The 18,359-nt window shown below is 59.3% G+C and carries 16 protein-coding genes, 1 tRNA gene and 1 pseudogene; 8 read left to right on the top strand and 10 right to left on the bottom strand.

Annotated features, from left to right (window positions below; genetic code table 11):
• Positions 1-285: 285 nt before the first annotated feature.
• The 4 genes from rpoH to NKH95_RS01440 all read right to left on the bottom strand — a co-directional run bounded on the left by rpoH (position 286) and on the right by NKH95_RS01440 (position 3,902).
• The gene (gene rpoH / locus NKH95_RS01455) at positions 286-1,182 is read right to left on the bottom strand and encodes an RNA polymerase sigma factor RpoH (RefSeq protein WP_352890683.1); all 897 of its coding nucleotides are present in this window, start codon (positions 1,180-1,182) and stop codon (positions 286-288) included.
• A 126-nt stretch (positions 1,183-1,308) separates the two neighbouring features.
• Positions 1,309-1,683 carry a response regulator transcription factor gene (locus NKH95_RS01450; protein WP_352890681.1) on the bottom strand — a complete coding sequence of 125 codons (375 nt, stop codon included), beginning with the start codon at positions 1,681-1,683 and terminating at the stop codon, positions 1,309-1,311.
• A 114-nt stretch (positions 1,684-1,797) separates the two neighbouring features.
• A complete protein-coding gene (locus NKH95_RS01445; protein WP_502895150.1) occupies positions 1,798-2,469 on the bottom strand; it encodes a response regulator transcription factor in 672 nt (223 codons plus the stop codon).
• Positions 2,466-3,902, bottom strand: a complete 1,437-nt coding sequence (locus NKH95_RS01440) for a sensor histidine kinase (RefSeq protein ID WP_352890679.1) — start codon at positions 3,900-3,902, stop codon at positions 2,466-2,468. The genes NKH95_RS01445 and NKH95_RS01440 overlap by 4 nt, the downstream gene beginning before the upstream one ends.
• Positions 3,903-4,293: 391 nt before the next feature.
• Here NKH95_RS01440 and NKH95_RS01435 point away from each other — a divergent pair, with 391 nt between their 5' ends.
• From NKH95_RS01435 to NKH95_RS01405, 7 genes and pseudogenes are all read left to right on the top strand, one after another.
• The gene (locus NKH95_RS01435) at positions 4,294-4,875 is read left to right on the top strand and encodes an HdeD family acid-resistance protein (RefSeq protein ID WP_352890676.1); all 582 of its coding nucleotides are present in this window, start codon (positions 4,294-4,296) and stop codon (positions 4,873-4,875) included.
• 264 nt (positions 4,876-5,139) lie between these two features.
• On the top strand, positions 5,140-6,366 hold the full coding sequence (locus tag NKH95_RS01430; protein ID WP_352890674.1) for an oxalate decarboxylase family bicupin: 1,227 nt from the start codon (positions 5,140-5,142) through the stop codon (positions 6,364-6,366).
• 226 nt (positions 6,367-6,592) lie between these two features.
• Positions 6,593-7,450, top strand: coding sequence for a ubiquinol oxidase subunit II (cyoA, locus tag NKH95_RS01425; RefSeq protein ID WP_352890672.1), 858 nt, complete (start codon positions 6,593-6,595; stop codon positions 7,448-7,450).
• Position 7,451: 1 nt separating this feature from the next.
• Complete coding sequence (cyoB, locus tag NKH95_RS01420; RefSeq protein WP_352890670.1) at positions 7,452-9,455, top strand: cytochrome o ubiquinol oxidase subunit I; 2,004 nt, start codon at positions 7,452-7,454, stop codon at positions 9,453-9,455.
• On the top strand, positions 9,452-10,123 hold the full coding sequence (locus NKH95_RS01415; RefSeq protein WP_352890668.1) for a cytochrome (ubi)quinol oxidase subunit III: 672 nt from the start codon (positions 9,452-9,454) through the stop codon (positions 10,121-10,123). The genes cyoB and NKH95_RS01415 overlap by 4 nt, the downstream gene beginning before the upstream one ends.
• Positions 10,120-10,521, top strand: coding sequence for a cytochrome o ubiquinol oxidase subunit IV (gene cyoD, locus NKH95_RS01410; protein ID WP_352890666.1), 402 nt, complete (start codon positions 10,120-10,122; stop codon positions 10,519-10,521). The genes NKH95_RS01415 and cyoD overlap by 4 nt, the downstream gene beginning before the upstream one ends.
• Before the next feature lie 473 nt (positions 10,522-10,994).
• Positions 10,995-12,031 (top strand): annotated as a pseudogene (locus NKH95_RS01405) (helix-turn-helix domain-containing protein); the annotation flags it as partial.
• 467 nt (positions 12,032-12,498) lie between these two features.
• On the opposite strand, the gene NKH95_RS01400 reads toward NKH95_RS01405, so the two are convergent.
• Positions 12,499-12,609 (bottom strand) — tRNA-Arg (locus tag NKH95_RS01400).
• Positions 12,610-12,913: 304 nt separating this feature from the next.
• Positions 12,914-14,206 (bottom strand): tyrosine-type recombinase/integrase, encoded by a 1,293-nt coding sequence (locus NKH95_RS01395; protein WP_352890664.1) that lies wholly within the window; start codon positions 14,204-14,206, stop codon positions 12,914-12,916.
• Between the two features lie 324 nt (positions 14,207-14,530).
• Between NKH95_RS01395 and NKH95_RS01390 the strand changes: the two genes are divergently transcribed.
• Entirely contained in the window at positions 14,531-15,139 is a 609-nt protein-coding gene (locus NKH95_RS01390) for a cytochrome b (protein ID WP_352441764.1), read from the top strand.
• Here the strand turns inward: NKH95_RS01390 and NKH95_RS01385 are convergent.
• The 4 genes from NKH95_RS01385 to NKH95_RS01370 all read right to left on the bottom strand — a co-directional run bounded on the left by NKH95_RS01385 (position 15,122) and on the right by NKH95_RS01370 (position 18,294).
• Positions 15,122-15,556, bottom strand: a complete 435-nt coding sequence (locus NKH95_RS01385) for a YqaA family protein (RefSeq protein ID WP_352890662.1) — start codon at positions 15,554-15,556, stop codon at positions 15,122-15,124. The two genes, NKH95_RS01390 and NKH95_RS01385, sit on opposite strands and share 18 nt — an antisense overlap.
• A gap of 147 nt (positions 15,557-15,703) precedes the next feature.
• Positions 15,704-16,057 (bottom strand): cupin domain-containing protein, encoded by a 354-nt coding sequence (locus NKH95_RS01380; RefSeq protein ID WP_352890660.1) that lies wholly within the window; start codon positions 16,055-16,057, stop codon positions 15,704-15,706.
• 339 nt (positions 16,058-16,396) lie between these two features.
• A complete protein-coding gene (locus tag NKH95_RS01375; RefSeq protein WP_352890658.1) occupies positions 16,397-17,290 on the bottom strand; it encodes a sugar phosphate isomerase/epimerase family protein in 894 nt (297 codons plus the stop codon).
• 65 nt (positions 17,291-17,355) lie between these two features.
• On the bottom strand, positions 17,356-18,294 hold the full coding sequence (locus NKH95_RS01370; RefSeq protein WP_027038073.1) for an ABC transporter substrate-binding protein: 939 nt from the start codon (positions 18,292-18,294) through the stop codon (positions 17,356-17,358).
• Positions 18,295-18,359 lie beyond the last annotated feature (65 nt).

Here is an 18,359-nt window from a genome sequence, read left to right as displayed (position 1 = left end):
ATATATATCTTATAACTACACACATTGCTTTTTGATCGCATGGCAGTGCCGGCAATTCGCCCTATGGGCGGGCAGCGCTTCGATCCTGGCGGGTGCGGAGTACGCAGCTCCGCGATTGCCGGCCATCTCGTGGCAGCTCACACGAAGCGGCCGGAATTGCTTAAGGCCGGCTGCATCGCCCTATTGGTTTTTGCGATTTCCCGGAACCAGGCGGGCGCAGACGTGTTGCTAGGCGCCGATTTGCGCTCCGGTCAGACCGTCCTGTCATTCGGCACCGTCGTCCATCTATTCCACACTGATAACGGTCTGGATTTCATCCCGTTTCGCATAGACAACCTTCACCGCATTTTGCAGTTTTTCGAAGGCGCGCATCTCAATCTGGCGCACACGCTCGCGCGAAACGCCGAATTCGTTGGAGAGATCCGCCAAACTCCTCGGGTCATCCGCAAGCCGACGCGCCTCGAGGATACGCCGTTCGCGCGCGTTGAGCACGCCAAGCGAGTCGATCAGCGCCCTGCGCCGGTTGGAGGCTTCCTCGAACTGAACAAGCCTGTACTCCTGGTTGTCCTCGCTCTCGACCAGCAGATCTTGCCATTCGCTTTCGGGCTGACCTTGCAGGGGCGCGTTGAGCGATCTGTCGCCGCCCATGCGGCTGTTCATGTAGACAACTTCTTTTTCCGTCACGCCAAGGTCGCTTGCAATGAGTTCCACCTGATCTGGATGCAGGTCATTGTCGTCCAGCGCCGATAGGCGAGCCTTGAGCCGCCGCAAATTGAAGAACAACTTTCTTTGATTGGGCGTCGTACCGATCTTCACCAGTGACCAGGAGCGCAGGACATATTCGCGAATGGACGCCTTGATCCACCAGATCGCATAGGTCGCCAAACGAAAGCCGCGCTCCGGTTCGAAGCGATTGATCGCCTTGATCAGACCGATGTTGCCCTCTGATATTACCTCCGACATCGGCAGCCCGTATCCACGATAGCGCATGGCAACCTTGGCAACGAGGCGAAGATGCGACACCACCAGCTGGTGAGCGGCCTGCGGATCGTTGTCCTCGCGCCAGCGTTGCGCCAGCGTTTGTTCCTGCCCCTGCGTCAGCATGGGGAAATGTTTGATCGCGTCGAGATAACGGTGAAGCCCGCTTTCGCTCGAAAAATTTGTTATTGCTGCGTGTGCCATGAAGCACTCCTTGCCTACATCGCAGGAGATCAGTCGCCATAGACGTTCGACGTTGGCTTCTCTGTTCGACGCTGCCGCTGTTGCCGCGCTCGTTCGCTTGAAGGGCGAAGGTGCACCCAGGTGCCGTTAGCGCGTGCCATGAAGCACAGAATCGATGCAGCTGATCATGGCCTGGCTATCCAACGGCTTGCGGAAGAAGCCGATGGTGCCCGTTTCCCGAGCGCGTTTGCGGACACGTTCCTCGGGAAAGGCGGTGATCAAAATGGTCGGTATGTGATAGCCATGTTCGATCAAATGATCCTGCAGCTCTATTCCTGTCATTCCGGGCATCTGGATATCGCAGATCAAGCACGACGTATTTTCCAGATTAGATGAATTTAGGAAATCCTCGGCCGATTCGAATGCAAATGCGATGAAACCCAACGATCTAACAAGGCTTGCGGTCGCAAGTCGAACGGACTCATCGTCGTCGATGATCGAGATCATCGCGTTACGGGTCAATTCACTACCTCCGTGCTTGCCGATGACCCAAGCATTGCTGTTTCAACGACTGTTTCTCAGCGGAGGTTGCGCCTGCGATCGTGAAAGCGAAAGTTATACAGAGGTGTAACAAATTTACTTCCCGGGAGCGTCTACCCCCAGGGCGCCGGCCATCTTCACCAGGTCGGCTAGAGTTCTGGCACCCATTTTCTTCATCAGGCGACCGCGGTGGATTTTCACCGTAATTTCACTGAGTTGCATCTCGCCAGCGATTTGCTTGTTCATCAATCCAGTCGCGACAAAGGCCATTACCTCACGCTCCCGGGGGGTCAGGGTGCGCAGAAGGCTTTGCAGTTCCGACTGCGCGCGGTCTCTCTCTCTTCGTTGCCTGTCGCGCTCCAGTGCGCCGGCGACTGCATCCAGAATATCCTGATCTCGGAAGGGCTTGGTGAGGAAATCGACAGCCCCGGCCTTCATTGCGCGCACAGACATCGGAATGTCTCCGTGACCGGTCATGAAAATGATCGGCAGATGAACGCCTGCCTTGGCCAACTGCGTTTGAAAATCGAGTCCGCTGACCTCCGGCAGCCTGACATCGAGCACAAGGCAGCTCGGACCGTCGGGAAGCCGACTGCTCAGCAGTTCAGGAGCAGAACCGAAGAGCTCGACGCGCGTACCAACAGATCGGAAGAGGCTGCTCAAAGCTTCACGTAAGGACGGATCGTCGTCCACGACCAGAACGGTCGGGGGCACGGCGCCGTTGTTGCCTTGTGATTGGGAGGGAAAGACAGGGCGTCGGATCATCATCCGGATTCCTTTTCGACGCCTGGCAGAGAGAACTGGAATATTGCGCCACCACCTGGATTAGGCACGATCCACACACGGCCGCCGTGTGACTCAATGATCGACCGGCAGATCGACAGCCCCATGCCTATTCCATCCGCCTTGGTGGTGAAAAAAGCCTTGAACAATTGCCGGGCACTATCGGGATCGATGCCTGGTCCAGAATCTTGGACCCTCACATTTGGCTGATTTAATCCATCGATCGACGTCGTGACGAGAATTTCCCGTAAGTCGCTCTTACAAGGGGCCATTGCCTGAATCCCGTTGATCAACAAATTGATCAGGACCTGTTGAAGCTGAATACGGTCGCCAAGTGCGGGCAGCGGCCGGTGAGCCAGATCCAGTTTCAGGGTGATACGATTTGCAACCAACTCGTGCCGCACCAATACGAGGGACTCGTTGACGATTTCGTTCACGTCGACAAGGGCCATCTGGATGTCGCCTTTCTTGGACAACGCCCTAATTCGATGGACGATACCGCTGGCGCGTTGGGCGTCAGCGATACTCCGCATCACCGCGCTGCGGATCTCATCCAGATCGGGCTTGTCGCGATCGATCCATCGTAGGGACGCCTCGCCGTTCATAACGATGCCGGCAAGCGGCTGATTTACCTCGTGCGCGATCGAGGCGGTCAATTCGCCCAAGGTGGTGAGACGTGTCACATGGGCGAGTTCAGCCTGAGCCTTCAGCACTTCGGTTTCGGCTCGCCGGCGCTGTGAGATGTCCGTATTCGTTTCGAGCACCGCCAACGGTTTTCCATCGGCATCCCTCTTCAGCGACCATCGGCTTGAAACGACGACGACGGATCCGTCCCGCTTCGTGTGCAAGAGCTCACCTTCCCAGCGGTCGGAACTGAGAAGTTCCCGATTGATCTCGTTCACTCTCGTTGGAAAGACGGTCTGCAGGAACTGATGGCTGGACTTTCCCGCCGCGTGTTCGGCGGACCAGCCGTAAATGGCCTCAGCACCACGATTCCAATAAGTGATCAGATCATCCATGCTGCGTACGAAAATCGCATCATGCGTCAAATCGAGCAGTTGGGCCTTTTCAGAAAGGTCGGTCGAGGTCGACTGGTTTCTAAGGACAAGAAGGCTGGTAATGGCGATGGCCGAGATGCTCATGAGGCAGCGGCTGAGCGCGCCTCCACTGGCTTCGTCTCCGTGAACAACCCAGAAGCTCAACAAAGTGAGCGCTGCACAGCCGAACGAACACAAGACAATGCCACGCCCACGGAAGGCCGCACCTGCGAGCAGAATAACGACCACATAGAGGACCGCTACCGCTCCAGAAAATGGATCAATTGTATCGACAACGAATATCCCGGCCGCCAGAAGGATGGCCAGAGGGGCCACCAGCCGCGAATTGCCGGATGCTGGCGGAGATAGTCTGTGCCGCATAAGGTCTCTGCTCGGGTTCCTGGTCGACGCTTGCGCTGCTGATCGACTCTCCGTGGCGCGCCGTCCAACCTAGGCAACTGAATCCTTTTTGCTTGTTCGAAATTGCGGTCGTCGGTGCCTGATTGCACCTTTGTCACTGCAACACCTCGCCGCGAATCCCTAGAGACCGAGCGACCCATCAACGACACAGGCTTGGGAGCGAGCCCAAGATCTGGCTGGAAACCCGCAAATCAGAGCCGGCCAAGGCAACAACGAGCAAGTCCTGGCAGCGACGAGAGCGCTATCACGAAACAGGATTATGTCCGGTTCAACGCCCTTGGGCGGAACCCACCGCTCGCCGTCTTGCATCTCCACCCGGCGGCGTTTCTCGACTGAACTGAAAGAGGAACTCATGGCACATGCGATCGAACGGTCCCGCAGTCTCGGCTCAACCTTCCCGGAGTTGCGTGCAAAAAGCCGGCTTTTTATAATGCTTGGCATCGCGCTGCTGAGCCTGGGCTTTCTGGGATTCGCGAACTTGTTCGCCGCTACGGTGCTATCCGTCTTCTATATTGGCGTGTTGATGTCGGTCGCCGGCATCGCGCAGGTCGTGCACGCTTTCAATATTCAGGGATGGAGATCGTTTGCATTCTGGCTACTGAGCGGCTTCGCCTATGCAATCGCCGGCATCGCCGCATTCCACAATCCACTGCTTGCAGCCTCGGCCTACACGCTCGTGCTGGCAATCACACTCATTGCGGCAGGCATGCTGCGGTTCTGGGTAGGCCTCCAGTCCAGGCGCCATCTGGCCTGGGGCTGGGTTGCGTTTTCAGGGGTAGTCACGCTTCTTGCGGGCCTTGTCATCCTCTTCGGGCGGCCACTCAATACTCTGACGGCGCCAGGCGCGATTCTGGCAATCGACCTGACCATGCAAGGCGCGACGCTCTTGGCATTCGGTTTTGGACTGAAGAGCAGCGCGCTTTCGTGGATGTAAAAATAGAAACTGGCAAGCGTGATAGCTTGAGCGTCCCATTTGCCGAAGCCACCTGCGACGATCGCGAGCAGCGTTCCTCCGTACCGCTCTACCTCTGACCGCCACGATCATCGTGCGATTCAGCTATTGCGTGCGTCAACAAGAAAGACCCCGTCAGCGCCAGATCGATACCGTGTGTCTTGCGCGCCAGGCGGACACTCATGCGGTCCGTGTCCCAACCAATTGGCGCCGTCGAAGAGCCCCCGTAGCAAGGAATGAAACAAAATGAGCATAGCCGCCGATAAGATATCCCGTCGAACCTTGCTGGCTGCGACTGCGGCTGGCGGCTTGTTCACGACGGCGACACTGGCCCAGGCGCAGAAAGGCGACCCGATAGCCAACGGTCGCGGCGGCACCAACCCTGGTCCGATGAATCCTTCCCGAATAGCCCAGAATCCGGATCTAATGGTGCCACCGAGCACGGATTCGGGTGAACTGCCGAATCTGCGCTTCTCGTTCGACGATGCCCATATCCGACTGTCTGGCGGCGGCTGGACCCGGCAGGTGACCGCACGCGAACTCGGCGTCTCCAAGGACATTGCCGGCGTGATCATGCGCCTGAATGCCGGGGGCGTGCGTGAGTTGCATTGGCACAAGGCCGCCGAGTGGGCCTATGTTCTATACGGGAGAGCACGCATCACGGCGGTCGATGCCAATGGCCACAATTTCGTCGACGACGTCGGCGCGGGCGACCTGTGGTATTTCCCGCCGGGCATTCCGCACTCGATCCAGGGCCTTGATCCAGACGGGACGGAATTCTTGTTGGTGTTCGATGACGGCGACTTCGACGAGGACAACACCTTCCTCTTAAGCGACTTTCTGAAACACACGCCTCCCGAGGTGCTCGCCAAGAATTTCGGCGTTCCGGCATCGAGCCTTGCGCACGTCCCCGATCCGAGCGAGCTTTACATGTTTCCCGCGCCGGTTCCGGGGCCGCTCAGCGCAGACAAGATCGCGGGCGCGGTTGAGGTCCCGCACAGCTTCAGCCACCGCATGATGGCACAGGCTCCGATCAAGATGAAACATGGCACTGCGCGAATTACCGACAGCAACGTGTTCCCAGCTTCAAGAACAATCGCGGCGGCCCTGGTCGAGGTCGAGCCGGGAGCGATGCGCGAGTTGCATTGGCATCCGAATACGAATGAATGGCAGTACTACATTCAGGGTCAGGCCCGCATGGGGGTGTTCGCGGCGTCGGGCGCCGCCCGCACATTCGACTTCCAGGCCAACGACGTCGGCTACGTACCCTTTGCCATGGGTCACTACATCGAGAACACAGGCAACACGACGCTGCGATATCTGGAGGTATTCAAGAGCGACCACTTCGCCGATGTGTCACTGAACCAGTGGCTTGCCCTCACACCGCCGGAGCTGGTTCGCGCCAGTTTGCGTGTCGACTCGCAGTTTCTGCACGCCTTGCGCAAGGAGAAGTCGCCCGTCGTGCCGACTTAGCATCGCGCAGCCGGGTGCGCGAGCCGGTGACGCTGCCCTCGCTTCTCTTGCAGTTCTTGTTGTCGTTCCGGACCCGCTGCTCGGACGCGAAGCATAGTCCAGGATGCTCACGACGGCGTGAGGGAGCTCAGTGATGCCCGGTAGGTCGGATGGACTGCCAGACCGCGAACTGCTTTTGCCGGGTCGTCGATCGACGAGCGCTAGGGTGGCGCGATGCGCCGTCCTCTTGGCGCCGATCGTTTTGGCTGCATGCCAGCCAGCGGTTCTCGATCCGCAAGGGACGGTCGGGATTGCAGAGAAAACGATCCTGATAGATTCGCTCGCCATCATGCTCGCCATCGTGGTGCCGACGATCGTCGTCACCTTTATCTTCGCCTGGTGGTTTCGAGCCTCCAACACACGAGCGACCTACCTGCCGAATTGGGAGTATTCGGGCCGTATCGAGCTCATCGTCTGGTCCATTCCCCTCCTTGTGATCATGCTCCTAGGCGGAGTGGCCTGGATCGGATCCCATGAACTCGATCCCGCGAAACCGTTGACATCAGACACGCCACCGCTGGAGGTCCAGGTGGTCGCATTGGATTGGAAATGGCTCTTTATCTACCCAGGCCAGCGTATAGCGAGCGTGAACCATCTTGTCGTTCCTGCCGGCACTCCCATTCATTTCTCGCTGACGTCCGCGAGCGTGATGAATGCGTTCTTCGTACCGCGGTTCGGCAGCATGATCTACACGATGAACGGCATGACAACGGAGTTGAACCTGCTCGCGGACGCTCCGGGCACCTTCCACGGCCTTTCGAGCCACTATAGTGGCGATGGTTTCTCGGACATGCATTTCGAGGTGCAGGCGGTGTCTGCGCAGCGGTTCGCTGCTTGGATTGATGCCACGCGCGGCATGGGGCCAAGCCTCGATGCCAAGAGCTACGCTGCCTTGGCCAGGCAAAGCGTGAACACCACTCCTTCCACCTTCCGTGCGGCCGATCCTGACCTCTTCCAGCAGATCGTCACACAGCAACTGCCGCCTGGACCTGGCCCGCAGACCGGCCGGCCCAATCCGAGCGTATCCCCACAGACGGAGGACTAGGATGTTGGGCAAACTCAGCTGGGCAGCTATTCCCCTCGACCAGCCGATCCCACTGTTCACGGCCGCCCTGGTGGGTGTGGTGATTATCGGCGTCCTCGCATGGGTCACGCTGAAGGGCTGGCTTCCGTACCTTTGGCGCGAGTGGATCACCAGCGTGGACCACAAGCTGATCGGGATCATGTACATCCTGCTCGCAATGGTGATGCTGCTGCGCGGCTTCGCCGACGCGATCATGATGCGGTCGCAACAGGCACTGGCGTACCGCTCCGAAGGCTACTTGCCACCCGAGCACTACGACCAGATTTTCTCCGCCCACGGCACGCTGATGATCTTCTTTGTCGCAATGCCCTTCGTGATCGGGCTGATGAACTTCGTCATGCCGCTGCAGCTTGGGGTCCGCGACGTGGCGTTCCCGACCCTCAACTCGGTCAGCTTTTGGCTCACCGCCGCCGGCGCGTTGCTCGTCAATATTTCGCTGGTCGTGGGCGAGTTCGCGCGCACCGGGTGGCTGCCGTATCCTCCCCTGTCGGAGATAGCCTACTCGCCCGGCGTCGGCGTCGACTATTATCTTTGGTCGCTCCAGATATCTGGTGTGGGAACCTTGCTCACCGGCGTCAACTTCGTCACGACGGTCCTGAAGATTCGTGCACCTGGCATGACCTTGATGCGAATGCCGATGTTCTGCTGGACGACGCTCGCCTCCAACCTGCTGATCGTCGCGGCATTTCCCATCCTAACGGCGACTTTGGCGATGCTGCTGCTGGATCGCTACGTCGGTTTTCACTTCTTCACCAATGAAGCCGGCGGCAACGTGATGATGTTCATGAACCTGATCTGGGCGTGGGGACATCCTGAAGTATACATCCTGATCCTGCCCGCCTTCGGAATATTTTCGGAAGTGATCTCGACCTTTTCCCGCAAGCCGCTGTTCGGCTATCGGTCGATGGTCATGGCGACGATGGCCATATGCGTACTTTCCTTCACTGTGTGGTTGCACCACTTCTTCACCATGGGGGCCGGCGCCGACGTCAACGCGATTTTCGGTATCGCTTCGATGATTATCGCGGTGCCCACGGGCGTAAAGGTCTTCAACTGGCTCTTCACCATGTATGGTGGCCGGGTCGTCTATTCCCAACCGATATTGTGGTCGATCGCCTTCATGGTCACATTCGTCATCGGTGGGATGACTGGCGTCCTGCTGGCGGTGCCCCCGGTGAACTTCGTCCTGCACAACAGCCTTTTCCTTGTGGCCCATTTCCACAACGTCATCATCGGAGGCGTGCTATTCGGTGCCTTCGCCGGCTACACCTACTGGTTTCCGAAAGCCTTCGGCTTCCGGCTGCACGAAGGGCTTGGCAAAGCATCGTTCTGGTGCTGGATCGTGGGCTTCTACGTCGCCTTCATGCCGCTTTATGTCGTAGGCCTGATGGGTATGACGCGTCGCATGCAGCACTACGATATCCCCGAATGGCGTCCCTGGCTGCTGATCGCGGCCGGCGGCGCGGCCATCATCCTGGTCGGAATAATCCTGCAGATCGCGCAACTCGCCATCAGCATTCGCCGGCGAAAGGAACTTCGCGACGAGACCGGCGACCCCTGGAATGGACGCTCGCTCGAGTGGGCGACACCCTCTCCGCCACCATCCTTCAATTTCGCGGTGCTCCCGAGCGTCGAGGGCGACGAGGCCTACTGGGGCATGAAGCAGCGCGCGCGCCAGCAGGCCATGCCGGGCGAAGAACCTCCCTATGCGGATATCGAGATGCCGAGGAACAGTCCCACGGGCTTCATCTGCTCCTTCTTCGCCACCTTCATGGGTTTCGCACTGATCTGGCATATCTGGTGGATCGTGGCCCTGGCTGCGGTGGGCGCGTTCGCAACCTTTGTTGTCTTCGCCTGGCGGGATGAAGTCGAGTATGTGATTCCGGCTGACGTGGTAGCACGCATCGATCGGGCCAACCGAACCGCGCGCGGCGAGACACTCGCCCTATCGGGGACGGCGCCATGAGCGCGTTCGACGCGGCCGGCGGCCGCGACGTCCCGAACCGGGTCGAGCGTGTCCAGATCTCGCCGGGTCTCCAACACACCGCGAAGCATGCGGCCGGTGCGCTGGCGTCGAAGCGTATCATCGCAGGCTACGGCTTCTGGATTTTCCTGCTGAGCGACATCGTCATGTTCTCCGCCTTCTTCGCGACCTACGCGGTGCTGGTTGACGCGACGGCCGGCGGACCGAGCGGGCGCGGGCTGTTCGACCTCGGCATTGTCGGCATCGAGACGGCCTGCCTTCTCCTGTCGAGCTTCACTTGCGGCCTCGCAGGCATCGGCGCCCGGACGCGCAGCGGATTCTGGTTCTATGGCGCGATGGCCGCAACCTTCATACTGGGGGCTGCATTCCTTAGCATCGAGATCCGCGAGTTCATTGGCATGATTGCGCTCGGGGCGGGCCCAACGCGGAGCGCGTTCCTGTCGGCCTTCTTTACGCTGGTTGGCTGCCATGGCCTGCATGTGGCCATCGGCTTGTTATGGCTGCTTACGATGATGGCGCAGGTGTTCGCAAAGGGCTACCGGGCCGACATTCTGCGGCGCCTGCTTTGCTTCAGCCTGTTCTGGCATGCCCTTGATATCATTTGGGTCGGATTGTTCACAATGGTGTATCTGATGGGAGTCACGCAATGAGCCACGCCGAGCAGGACGAAGACTCGCACTACGTCGACACCGCGCCGGGTGACGAGAGCCTCGACGGATACGAGGCTGCCGAAGAAATCAGGACTTACCTGATCGGGCTAGGGCTCGCAACGCTGCTTACCCTGGTGTCTTTCTTTATCACTCGCACCGCGCTGGTTTGGGAACCGAGCATTCCTGTCGCGCTGGCCGTCCTCGCGATCGCGCAGATGGGGGTTCACCTCGTCTTTTTCCTCCACATCACCACAGGCCCCGACAACGTCAACAACGTCTTGGCGCTTGCCTTTGGGGTGTTGATCGTTCTCCTAGTCATCGTCGGATCGCTCTGGATCATGGCACATATGAACCACAATATGATGCCCATCGATGAGATCATGCAGATGCAAAGTTGACCCAAAGCGAGGCGGACGCGATCTATCGAACCCCCATAGATGCTTGGATCAAGGTTGCACCACAGCGGATCCACACACCCCGACCTCCTTCAGAAGCCCGCGCATCTCGACGGGAGCCGCAAGACAGAAGTTCGAAAAGCTTCCAGGAACCCCAAGGGAATTGGAGGCCGCAGCAGACATTACGGCCCACGGGTATTGCAGCGAACGTCCGCGATGAAGCGGCCAATATCGTCGAAAAAAAAGCGTCCAGATAGAACTGTCGGCGGTTCTGGGAACGAAAAAGAAGAGAAGCAGAACTTTGGTGTGCGATTTTTTCACATAATCTTCCGCAACTGGTTATATTCAGTATCTTATCGATCATTGCCACGGTTCGTGATTTTCGACGCTCGGGAATCGATTGGGTATTACTCACGCTGAACGTCGCCGATAGCAAAAGAACGCTCCCTCAATAGTGGGTCTAACGATGTAGCGCTCTCCCGAGCTTCGACGGCCAATTTGGCCGCACAAGTACGTTCGCCGAACCGACACCCTATGAAGAAGTGCGTGATTTCTTCCACTTCGTCGATAATTATATTCACAATCTCGACGTAGCCGCCGAAAAGCTCGCCGCAAGCATAGGCATTCCGGAGCACGATTCGGGCGCAGCGCTTTCCCGTCATTTGGAAAGCCGGCATCGGGTCCGCGTCCTGCATGCCGCGCCCGACGAGGATATACTGAGACGTTACGATCCTGTGTCGCGGGCGCTGTTCCTCAACCCGCCGGCCGCCACGCGCAGCTTCCAGATGGCCTTCCACATAGCTGCGTTGGAAGCCGACGCGGAAATCTCGTCGATTGCGCGGCGTGCTGAGTTTCGAACGACCGAGGCGTATGAAATCTGCCGTATCGGGCTACAGAATTATTTTGCCGGCGCTGCTCACGCTCCCCTACCAGCACTTTCTGACAGTGGCGAAAGAACTTCGTCACGACCTTGAATTGATGGCGACGCGCTTCGGTGCGAGCCTTGAACAGGTTGCGCATCGACTGTCCACCCTGCAGCGGCCGGGCGCCAAGGGTGTGCCGGTATTCTTCGCCCGCATCGATCGCGCGGGAAACATCACTAAGCGTCACAGCGCCGCGAAGCTGCAATTCGCCCGGTTCGGGGCAGCATGCCCGCTCTGGAATGTACATCAGGCCTTTGAAACGCCGGGCCGGATTATCCGCCAACTGGCTGAGACGCCCGATGGCGCCCGCTACCTCAGCATTGCCACCGAAATTGCCAAGGGCAGCGGCGGATTCAACGCGCCGCAACGACACTACGCCATCGCCCTGGGATGCGAAGTGGCCTATGCGCAAGACTTCGTCTATGCTGATGGGCTGGACCTGAACAAACGCACGACCTTCGAAACCGATCGGCATTTCATGCCGGATTTGCGAGCGGGCGGCTTGTTCTCAGCGGGCCGTACCGCCGCTCAAGGCCCGCCTTGTCATCGACCACCACAACCGTAAGGTTTTGCAGTACGAAATATCGTGATGGTGACGGCCTTGCGTTTGGCCCTCGTCGGCGACAGGAGACCGATTCTTCAAGAAGAGATGCAAGAAGAATGCGCCGCGGCTCGGTGAGGTTAGGGTGGTTTTGAAAGCTGGTGCGGGTGGCCGGGGTGGTACCGGCACTCCTTTCGGAACTGGATTTTGAGTCCGATCGTCTACCAATTCCGCCACGCGGTACATTGCCGCCGATCCTATCCTCGTTGTGCAAATGGGAGTCGCGCGACAATAACGGCGTCTGGCGCGGCCAACCTTTGGCGATGCGTCACGTTCTCCAGGGAGAAGTCAGTTGGGTCCCTGCGAATATGTTTCGCATGGGAGCGGATACTCGGCTGAACGAGCAGGCACGCCGCACTGCGAAATCGGCTGGTAGCAATGTGGTTGCAATCCCGTCGCGTCTAGCACCCCTTCAGCAGGGGCCGAACCATATCTCGTTGATAATATTGGCGTTTTTGGCGCACCCGACAAGATTCGAACTTGTGACCTCTGCCTTCGGAGGGCAAGACCGCCGCTTCCTCGGCTTCGGAGATAGGCTGGGCTCGCTGCACTCATCGGGACAGGCGCACCAGCGCGGAGGTGCCGGCGCCCACATGCGGCCAAAGGCCATTCTTGTCTCGTCGATCTCGGCAGCCATCGACAAGGCAGCGTCGTGTCATCAGCTTTGAGTGGGAGCAGATGACATATGTCTTGGAGTCCCATTTCTGGGCACGCCAGACAGAGTGGTCGAAAATGCTTAGTTTTTTACGTGGAGATTAAGTCGTATGCCACCGATAGCAAAGAACGCCTCTTCGATAGTGGGTCTCGCGACGTAGCGGTCTACCGACTCGAGCCCCCGAACATTTTTGATGCGGCTAATCCTTGTCGCCCATCAGCTCAGAAAGTAGGCCCCTGCTGGGAAGGACGGGCCAGGCGCGACGCCACGTTTTATCCCCTCGCGACCGACCGGCTCGAACATTCGACGTGAAATGGCCTCCTGCTGCTGGCGCAGGTGATCGCTCAGCAGCTTGTTGCGTGTGATGTAGCCCGCATTAACTCCCGGGATCGAGTGGTTCATCAGAAGGTGAACGTCCAGCTCCGCAACGCCCGCGGTTTGAGCGATTGTGCGGAAAGTCTGCCGCAGGTCGTTCCCCCATTTCGACAGATCGCTACGCTTTTCTTTGTGCTCGATAATGTGACCGCTTTTGCTGTCGGCCGGGAACAGCCATTCACGCGATTGCTCGGCGTAGAGAGCTCGGCCAATGCGCATCACTCGAATCAGACAGCGGACCATTGCTCGCGAAAGCGGTATGTCGAATGCTTTGACCTCGCCGCCTTTCGGCCTAGGTATGTGCAGGACACGGGCGCGAAAGTCGACATGCTCGACCCGCGCCTTCCTGATCGCTTCAGGGCGATGGCCCGAGAGCAGCATGAACAAATGGAGCTCCCGACGAACTGGGTTCTTCAATGCTGCGAGTTGGGTGAACCAGCCCTCGAGATCCGAAAGCCCGAGCGCGGTATTGCGCCGATGTTCGGCATTCCAGTCTATGGCTGAGACCGGGTTGTCCGCCGGCAGTGTGCGGGCGACCTTGCGAGCGTGATTGTAGACGGCGCGAAGCGTTCGCATGCAGCCGTTGGCGATGTAGGCGCCGTTCTCCTTGGTGAGTTTCTCGTGCCGCACGGTCACAAGGGAAGGATCGTCGCCGAGCTTGGAAAGGGGCTCGTCTAGCCAGGCGACCAAGAGCCGCTCGATGTGATCACGATAGTTGTTGATCGTCCCATCGCTGCGGCCTTTGTTCTTCATATGCCCGTCGCGATAACGCTCCCAGGCAGTGCGCAGCGTGGGGTTCGAGATCGAGGGTAGATCAACCTCAGCAGTATCGCCGCGCGACTTGCGCGTCGAGGCGCGAGGGTCCACGCCGTTGGCGATCTTGCCGAGAATATCCTTGGCCTTCGCCCGCGCCGCACGCGTTGTGAGTTCTCCAACTTCGGCAACCTTCATCCGGACGGAAAGACGCTCGCCCGCCTTCATTCGATCACCCTGGACGACGAACGTTTTTTTGCGTTTGCCTACAAGCACCATGAAGCCCGGCAGGTCGGTGTCCCGAGCAAAATATTGACCTGAAGCCGCCTGGTGAAGGCATGCTACGGCGCGGTCTGTAAGGGCGATTCTAAGGTCTACCATGAGAACTAGTACGGGATTAGTACGGCAATTGCGCCATGTTCGATATGTTGGTTTCCCTACGCTATCATAGCAGCGCAGTACGAAAACTACAACAACTTGAATAAGTTACACCACCAGAAATCGCACAACGACCGGCATTGGGAAACAATAAGAAAGACCTTATGACAAATTCCTAATCTGTAGGTCACAGGTTCGATTCCTGTCGGGATCACCACGCTTTTCAAAGACTTGGTGAGCCGCCATACTTCTTTGCGAATTGGCCGCTGGAGCGGATGAAACCATCACGCCCTCCTTCTTGCATTTGACAAGAGTCGGGCTTCGGATGTGAAGGGGAACCCTCGCCTGCGCTGGCATTTCGGCATTCGTCTGTTGCATTGGCTCACCGTGATCGCGCTCGCGGCGCAAATCGCCATTGCCTTTGGGCCGATGGACGGGCCGGGTATGGCGACGATGAACTGGCTTCCGCTTCACATGTCGATCGGCGTGACGATCCTTGCCATCATCGTCCTCAGACTTTGCTGGCGCATCTTTACCCGCGCCCCTGTCAGGCAAGCCTCAGAGCCCATGCGGTTTGCGACGGCTTTCTTCCATATGTTTCTCTACGTTGCGATTCTCGCCGTCCTGATAACGGGATGGCTGGGCTACCGACCAATGCCTTTCATGCCTCCCGCGCGGCTTTTCGGAGTCTTGCCTGTACCATTGGCGCCCTCCGTCGGCGCGGCAAGGGCTTTCGCGTTCATCCACGCAAAGCTGGTCTGGATACTGCTTGGATTCGTCGGCGTTCACATCCTCGCAGCATTTGTACATTTCGTGCTGCTTCGCGATGATGTCATGTACACCATGCTCTTTGGACGGCAGAACATCGCTTCGCGCAAAGAGAAAGCGCCGCTTGCTGTCGACGATGAAGCCGGCAGCTCACGCAATCGCCCATAATCCTCCCGCAATGACAGCCGCGTATCGCGCCGCCTTGCCCAAGGTGACGAGAACTACGAACACGCCGAGATTCACCCGTGCCGCGCCTGCCGCGATGGTGAAAGCATCTCCGACAACCGGAAGCCAGGCAAACAGCAGCGTCCACTTGCCAAATCGTCGGAACGTCCGGCTTGCCTGCTCGTAACGATCGGGAGTGACAGGAAACCAGCGTCTGATCCGCAGCGAATCGACGCCACGCCCCAGAATCCAGTTGACCACGGAGCCGAGCGTGTTACCGATCGTGGCGACTGCCAGAAGCAGCGCCGGATCACCACGACCCGATACGATCAGGCCGGCAAGGACCACCTCCGACGAGGCCGGCAGGATGGTTGCAGCGAGGAACGCGCTGACGAACAGCGCGCCATAGAGCGTCACCACGCCGGACTATGCCTACACGTCGACAGTTGCCCGTCATGACGAGCTGCTCTTGCTCGAGGATGTGGCAGTGGGTACATTCTTGGCCCGACCGGTCCTGGCGCGGGGGGTAGCCCGTACCGTCCCTCCGCGCGACATTGACAGCCTGTTTCAGCCAACCCTGACGACAAAATGCTTCGTCACCGGCTCGATGATCTTCCAGATTCCCTTGAAATCGGCTTCCACCACGAAGGCATCGCCGGGGCCGACCTCGACCGGCGTGCCGCCGTCCGGCGTAATGATGATGCGGCCGGCGATCATGTGCACGAACTCATAGTCGGTATAGGTGGCGTGATAGGTGCCGGGCGTCGCGCGCCAGGTGCCCGACAACACCTTGCCGTCCTCGGTCGTGTGCTGGACGGCGGTTTGCATGGTCGGCTTGCCCTCGACGACGATCCAGCCAGCCAGATCGCCGGCGTCCGCGTGTTCGACGGTGCCGAATTTGAGGATTGTCTCGCGTGTCATGTGCTGGGCTCCGTTTGGTGGATTGCGTGGCGTTGTTTGCCTGGCCGGTCAGATAACCGATGCACCTGCCGCGAGCAATGCCGGCGCCATACGGCCGGCACCTTGGCTTACGGAGCATCAAACGAAAAACCCGCCTGTGCGGCGGGTCGCTGGCGCAAATCAGCACCATGGGCAAAAATGTACCATAGCTGAGGTCACCGAGTCAAGAAAAAATTCCTATCTCGGCAAAAATGGCGGGACAAAAGCTGTCAGCACTGGCTGCCACGAGGCCTCTGTTAATCCGGGTTCGGAACCCTGCCCTCCGGCGCACGCCGCGTCCTTGGGCTCTCGACGGGCGGGTCAGGGTTTGTGCCGCGCCGAGACGAGTTCCGCCTTGCGCCTTGCCGTCTCCATTCCCAGACCGATGAAAGCACGCGCGTGCTTGGCCAGCGCCATGTTGTCCGTCCAGAGATTGCGCCAGATCGCGGTCTTCTTCGACAGGTTCTCATCGACGATTTCCGAAGAGAAGGATTCGAAGCTGAGGTCGTCGCTGTAGCCGATGGCCGTCAGCGCATCGAAGATCGCGGCGAAATCGATATTGCCGGTGCCGAGGAAACCGCGATGGCTCTCGCCGATATGGACATAGCCGATCTTATCGGCGGCATGACGGATGGCCAGCCCGACATCGGCCTCCTCGATGTTCATGTGGAAGGTGTCGAGATGCAGGAAGATGTTGTCCGAGCCGGTGTCCTCGATGAAGGCCAGCCCTTGCGCGGCGGTGTTGAGCAGATTGCTTTCGAAGCGGTTGACGATCTCGAGGTTGAGCGTGACGCCGGCCGCCTTGGCTGTCTCGGCAACCTTGGCCAGCGTGCCGGCACTGCGCTGCCATTGATCGCGCGTCGGCGCCTCGACCTGCAATCCGTGGCTGGTGGAGAGAATGCCGGCGACCTTCCGGCCGCCGAGATCGCGCGTCAGCGCGATGGTGTCGTTGAGGATTTCGACGCCGCGCGCGGCAATCGCCTTGTCGGCGCTCGAAATGTTGCCATCAACAGGCAATCCGATGCTGATCGCCACGCCGAGGCCAAGATCGGCGATGCGCCTGGCAAGCCCGCCGATGTCGACATTGGCGGGGTCGAGATAGGAGAATTCGATGAGGTCGAAGCCGGCCTCCCTGGTGTTGGTCAGCGTGCGCTCGAGATCTGCCTGAGCCGAGCTCGCCGACCAGACGAAAGAATGGATTCCAATACGCGACATCATCGTCTCCGGTGCTGACAAGAGGTGCGGCCGGGTCATCCCGGCCGCACCGGCCTTGGGAGGATTTAGCGGGCTGCGGTCCAGCCCTTGTAGTCCTTCAGGTTCTCGGCCGTGATGAGCTTCGGGTCGAGCAGGACGGTCGGCTCCGCCGGCTTCTTGCCGGCCAACAGTTCGGCCGCCATCGTCAGCGACTGGCCGGCCATCACATAGGGATCCTGCGAGGCCGAGGCCTTGATCATCGAGGTGCCGGAGGAGAGTTCCTTCTCGATATCGGGCGCGCCGTCGACGGCGGTGAAGATGAACTCCGAGCGGTTGAGCTGCTTGGCGGCAAGCTGGGCGCCGATCGCCGTCGGATCGTTGATGGCAAACACCGCATCGATCTTGTCGAAGCGGGTGAGCAGCGACTGGAACACCTTCAGGCCGCCGTCGCGCGAGCCTTCGGCATTCTGGTCGTCGGAGAGGATCTTGATGTCGGGATGCTGCGCCAGCACGTTCTTGCAGCCCTTCACCCGCTCCAGAATCGACGACGATGCCGGTCCGTTGAGGATGACGTAGTCGCCCTTGCCGCCGGTGTGGTCGACCAGGTATTGGCAGGCCTCTTCGCCGGCCTTGACGTTGTTGGTCATCACGGTCACGTCGGCGCCCGGCGCCGAAACGTCGAAGGCGGCAACGACGATACCCGCAGCCTGTGCCTTCTTCACCGCCGGCGCGATCGCCTTGGCGTCGACGGCATTGAGCATGATCACGTCGACACCGGCGGCGATGAACGAATCGACCTGCGAAACCTGCTTGTTGAGGTCATAGTCGGCCGACACCGAGGTCACCTCGACCTTTGGGTTGATCTTCTTGGCCGCGTCCTCGATGCCCTTGATGGTGGCGACGAAGAAGGGATTGCCGAGCAGGCCGACCGAGATGCCGACCTTATTGAGGTCCTTGGCCGAAGCAGGCGCGATGGCGAGCGACGCGAGTGCGACGCCGCAGAGCAGTTTGGCGATGGTCTTCATTGCTTTCCTCCGATTGCCCCGCGCCTCTCACGGTGCGTTACATGAAACCGGTCGTTGACGCCGGC

The organism is Mesorhizobium sp. M0848, assembly GCF_040319805.1.
In the GTDB taxonomy this organism is placed as follows: domain Bacteria; phylum Pseudomonadota; class Alphaproteobacteria; order Rhizobiales; family Rhizobiaceae; genus Mesorhizobium.
This window is presented reverse-complemented; position numbering and strand designations above follow the sequence as displayed.

Bases quoted from the DNA above. Each gene is read 5' to 3' on its own strand.
- rpoH (WP_352890683.1), bottom strand. From the start codon at position 1,182: ATGGCACACGCAGCAATAACAAATTTTTCGAGCGAAAGCGGGCTTCAC.
- NKH95_RS01445 (WP_502895150.1), bottom strand. From the start codon at position 2,469: ATGATGATCCGACGCCCTGTCTTTCCCTCCCAATCACAAGGCAACAAC.
- NKH95_RS01440 (WP_352890679.1), bottom strand. From the start codon at position 3,902: ATGCGGCACAGACTATCTCCGCCAGCATCCGGCAATTCGCGGCTGGTG.
- NKH95_RS01435 (WP_352890676.1), top strand. From the start codon at position 4,294: ATGGCACATGCGATCGAACGGTCCCGCAGTCTCGGCTCAACCTTCCCG.
- NKH95_RS01430 (WP_352890674.1), top strand. From the start codon at position 5,140: ATGAGCATAGCCGCCGATAAGATATCCCGTCGAACCTTGCTGGCTGCG.
- cyoB (WP_352890670.1), top strand. From the start codon at position 7,452: ATGTTGGGCAAACTCAGCTGGGCAGCTATTCCCCTCGACCAGCCGATC.
- NKH95_RS01415 (WP_352890668.1), top strand. From the start codon at position 9,452: ATGAGCGCGTTCGACGCGGCCGGCGGCCGCGACGTCCCGAACCGGGTC.
- cyoD (WP_352890666.1), top strand. From the start codon at position 10,120: ATGAGCCACGCCGAGCAGGACGAAGACTCGCACTACGTCGACACCGCG.
- NKH95_RS01395 (WP_352890664.1), bottom strand. From the start codon at position 14,206: ATGGTAGACCTTAGAATCGCCCTTACAGACCGCGCCGTAGCATGCCTT.
- NKH95_RS01380 (WP_352890660.1), bottom strand. From the start codon at position 16,057: ATGACACGCGAGACAATCCTCAAATTCGGCACCGTCGAACACGCGGAC.
- NKH95_RS01375 (WP_352890658.1), bottom strand. From the start codon at position 17,290: ATGTCGCGTATTGGAATCCATTCTTTCGTCTGGTCGGCGAGCTCGGCT.
- NKH95_RS01370 (WP_027038073.1), bottom strand. From the start codon at position 18,294: ATGAAGACCATCGCCAAACTGCTCTGCGGCGTCGCACTCGCGTCGCTC.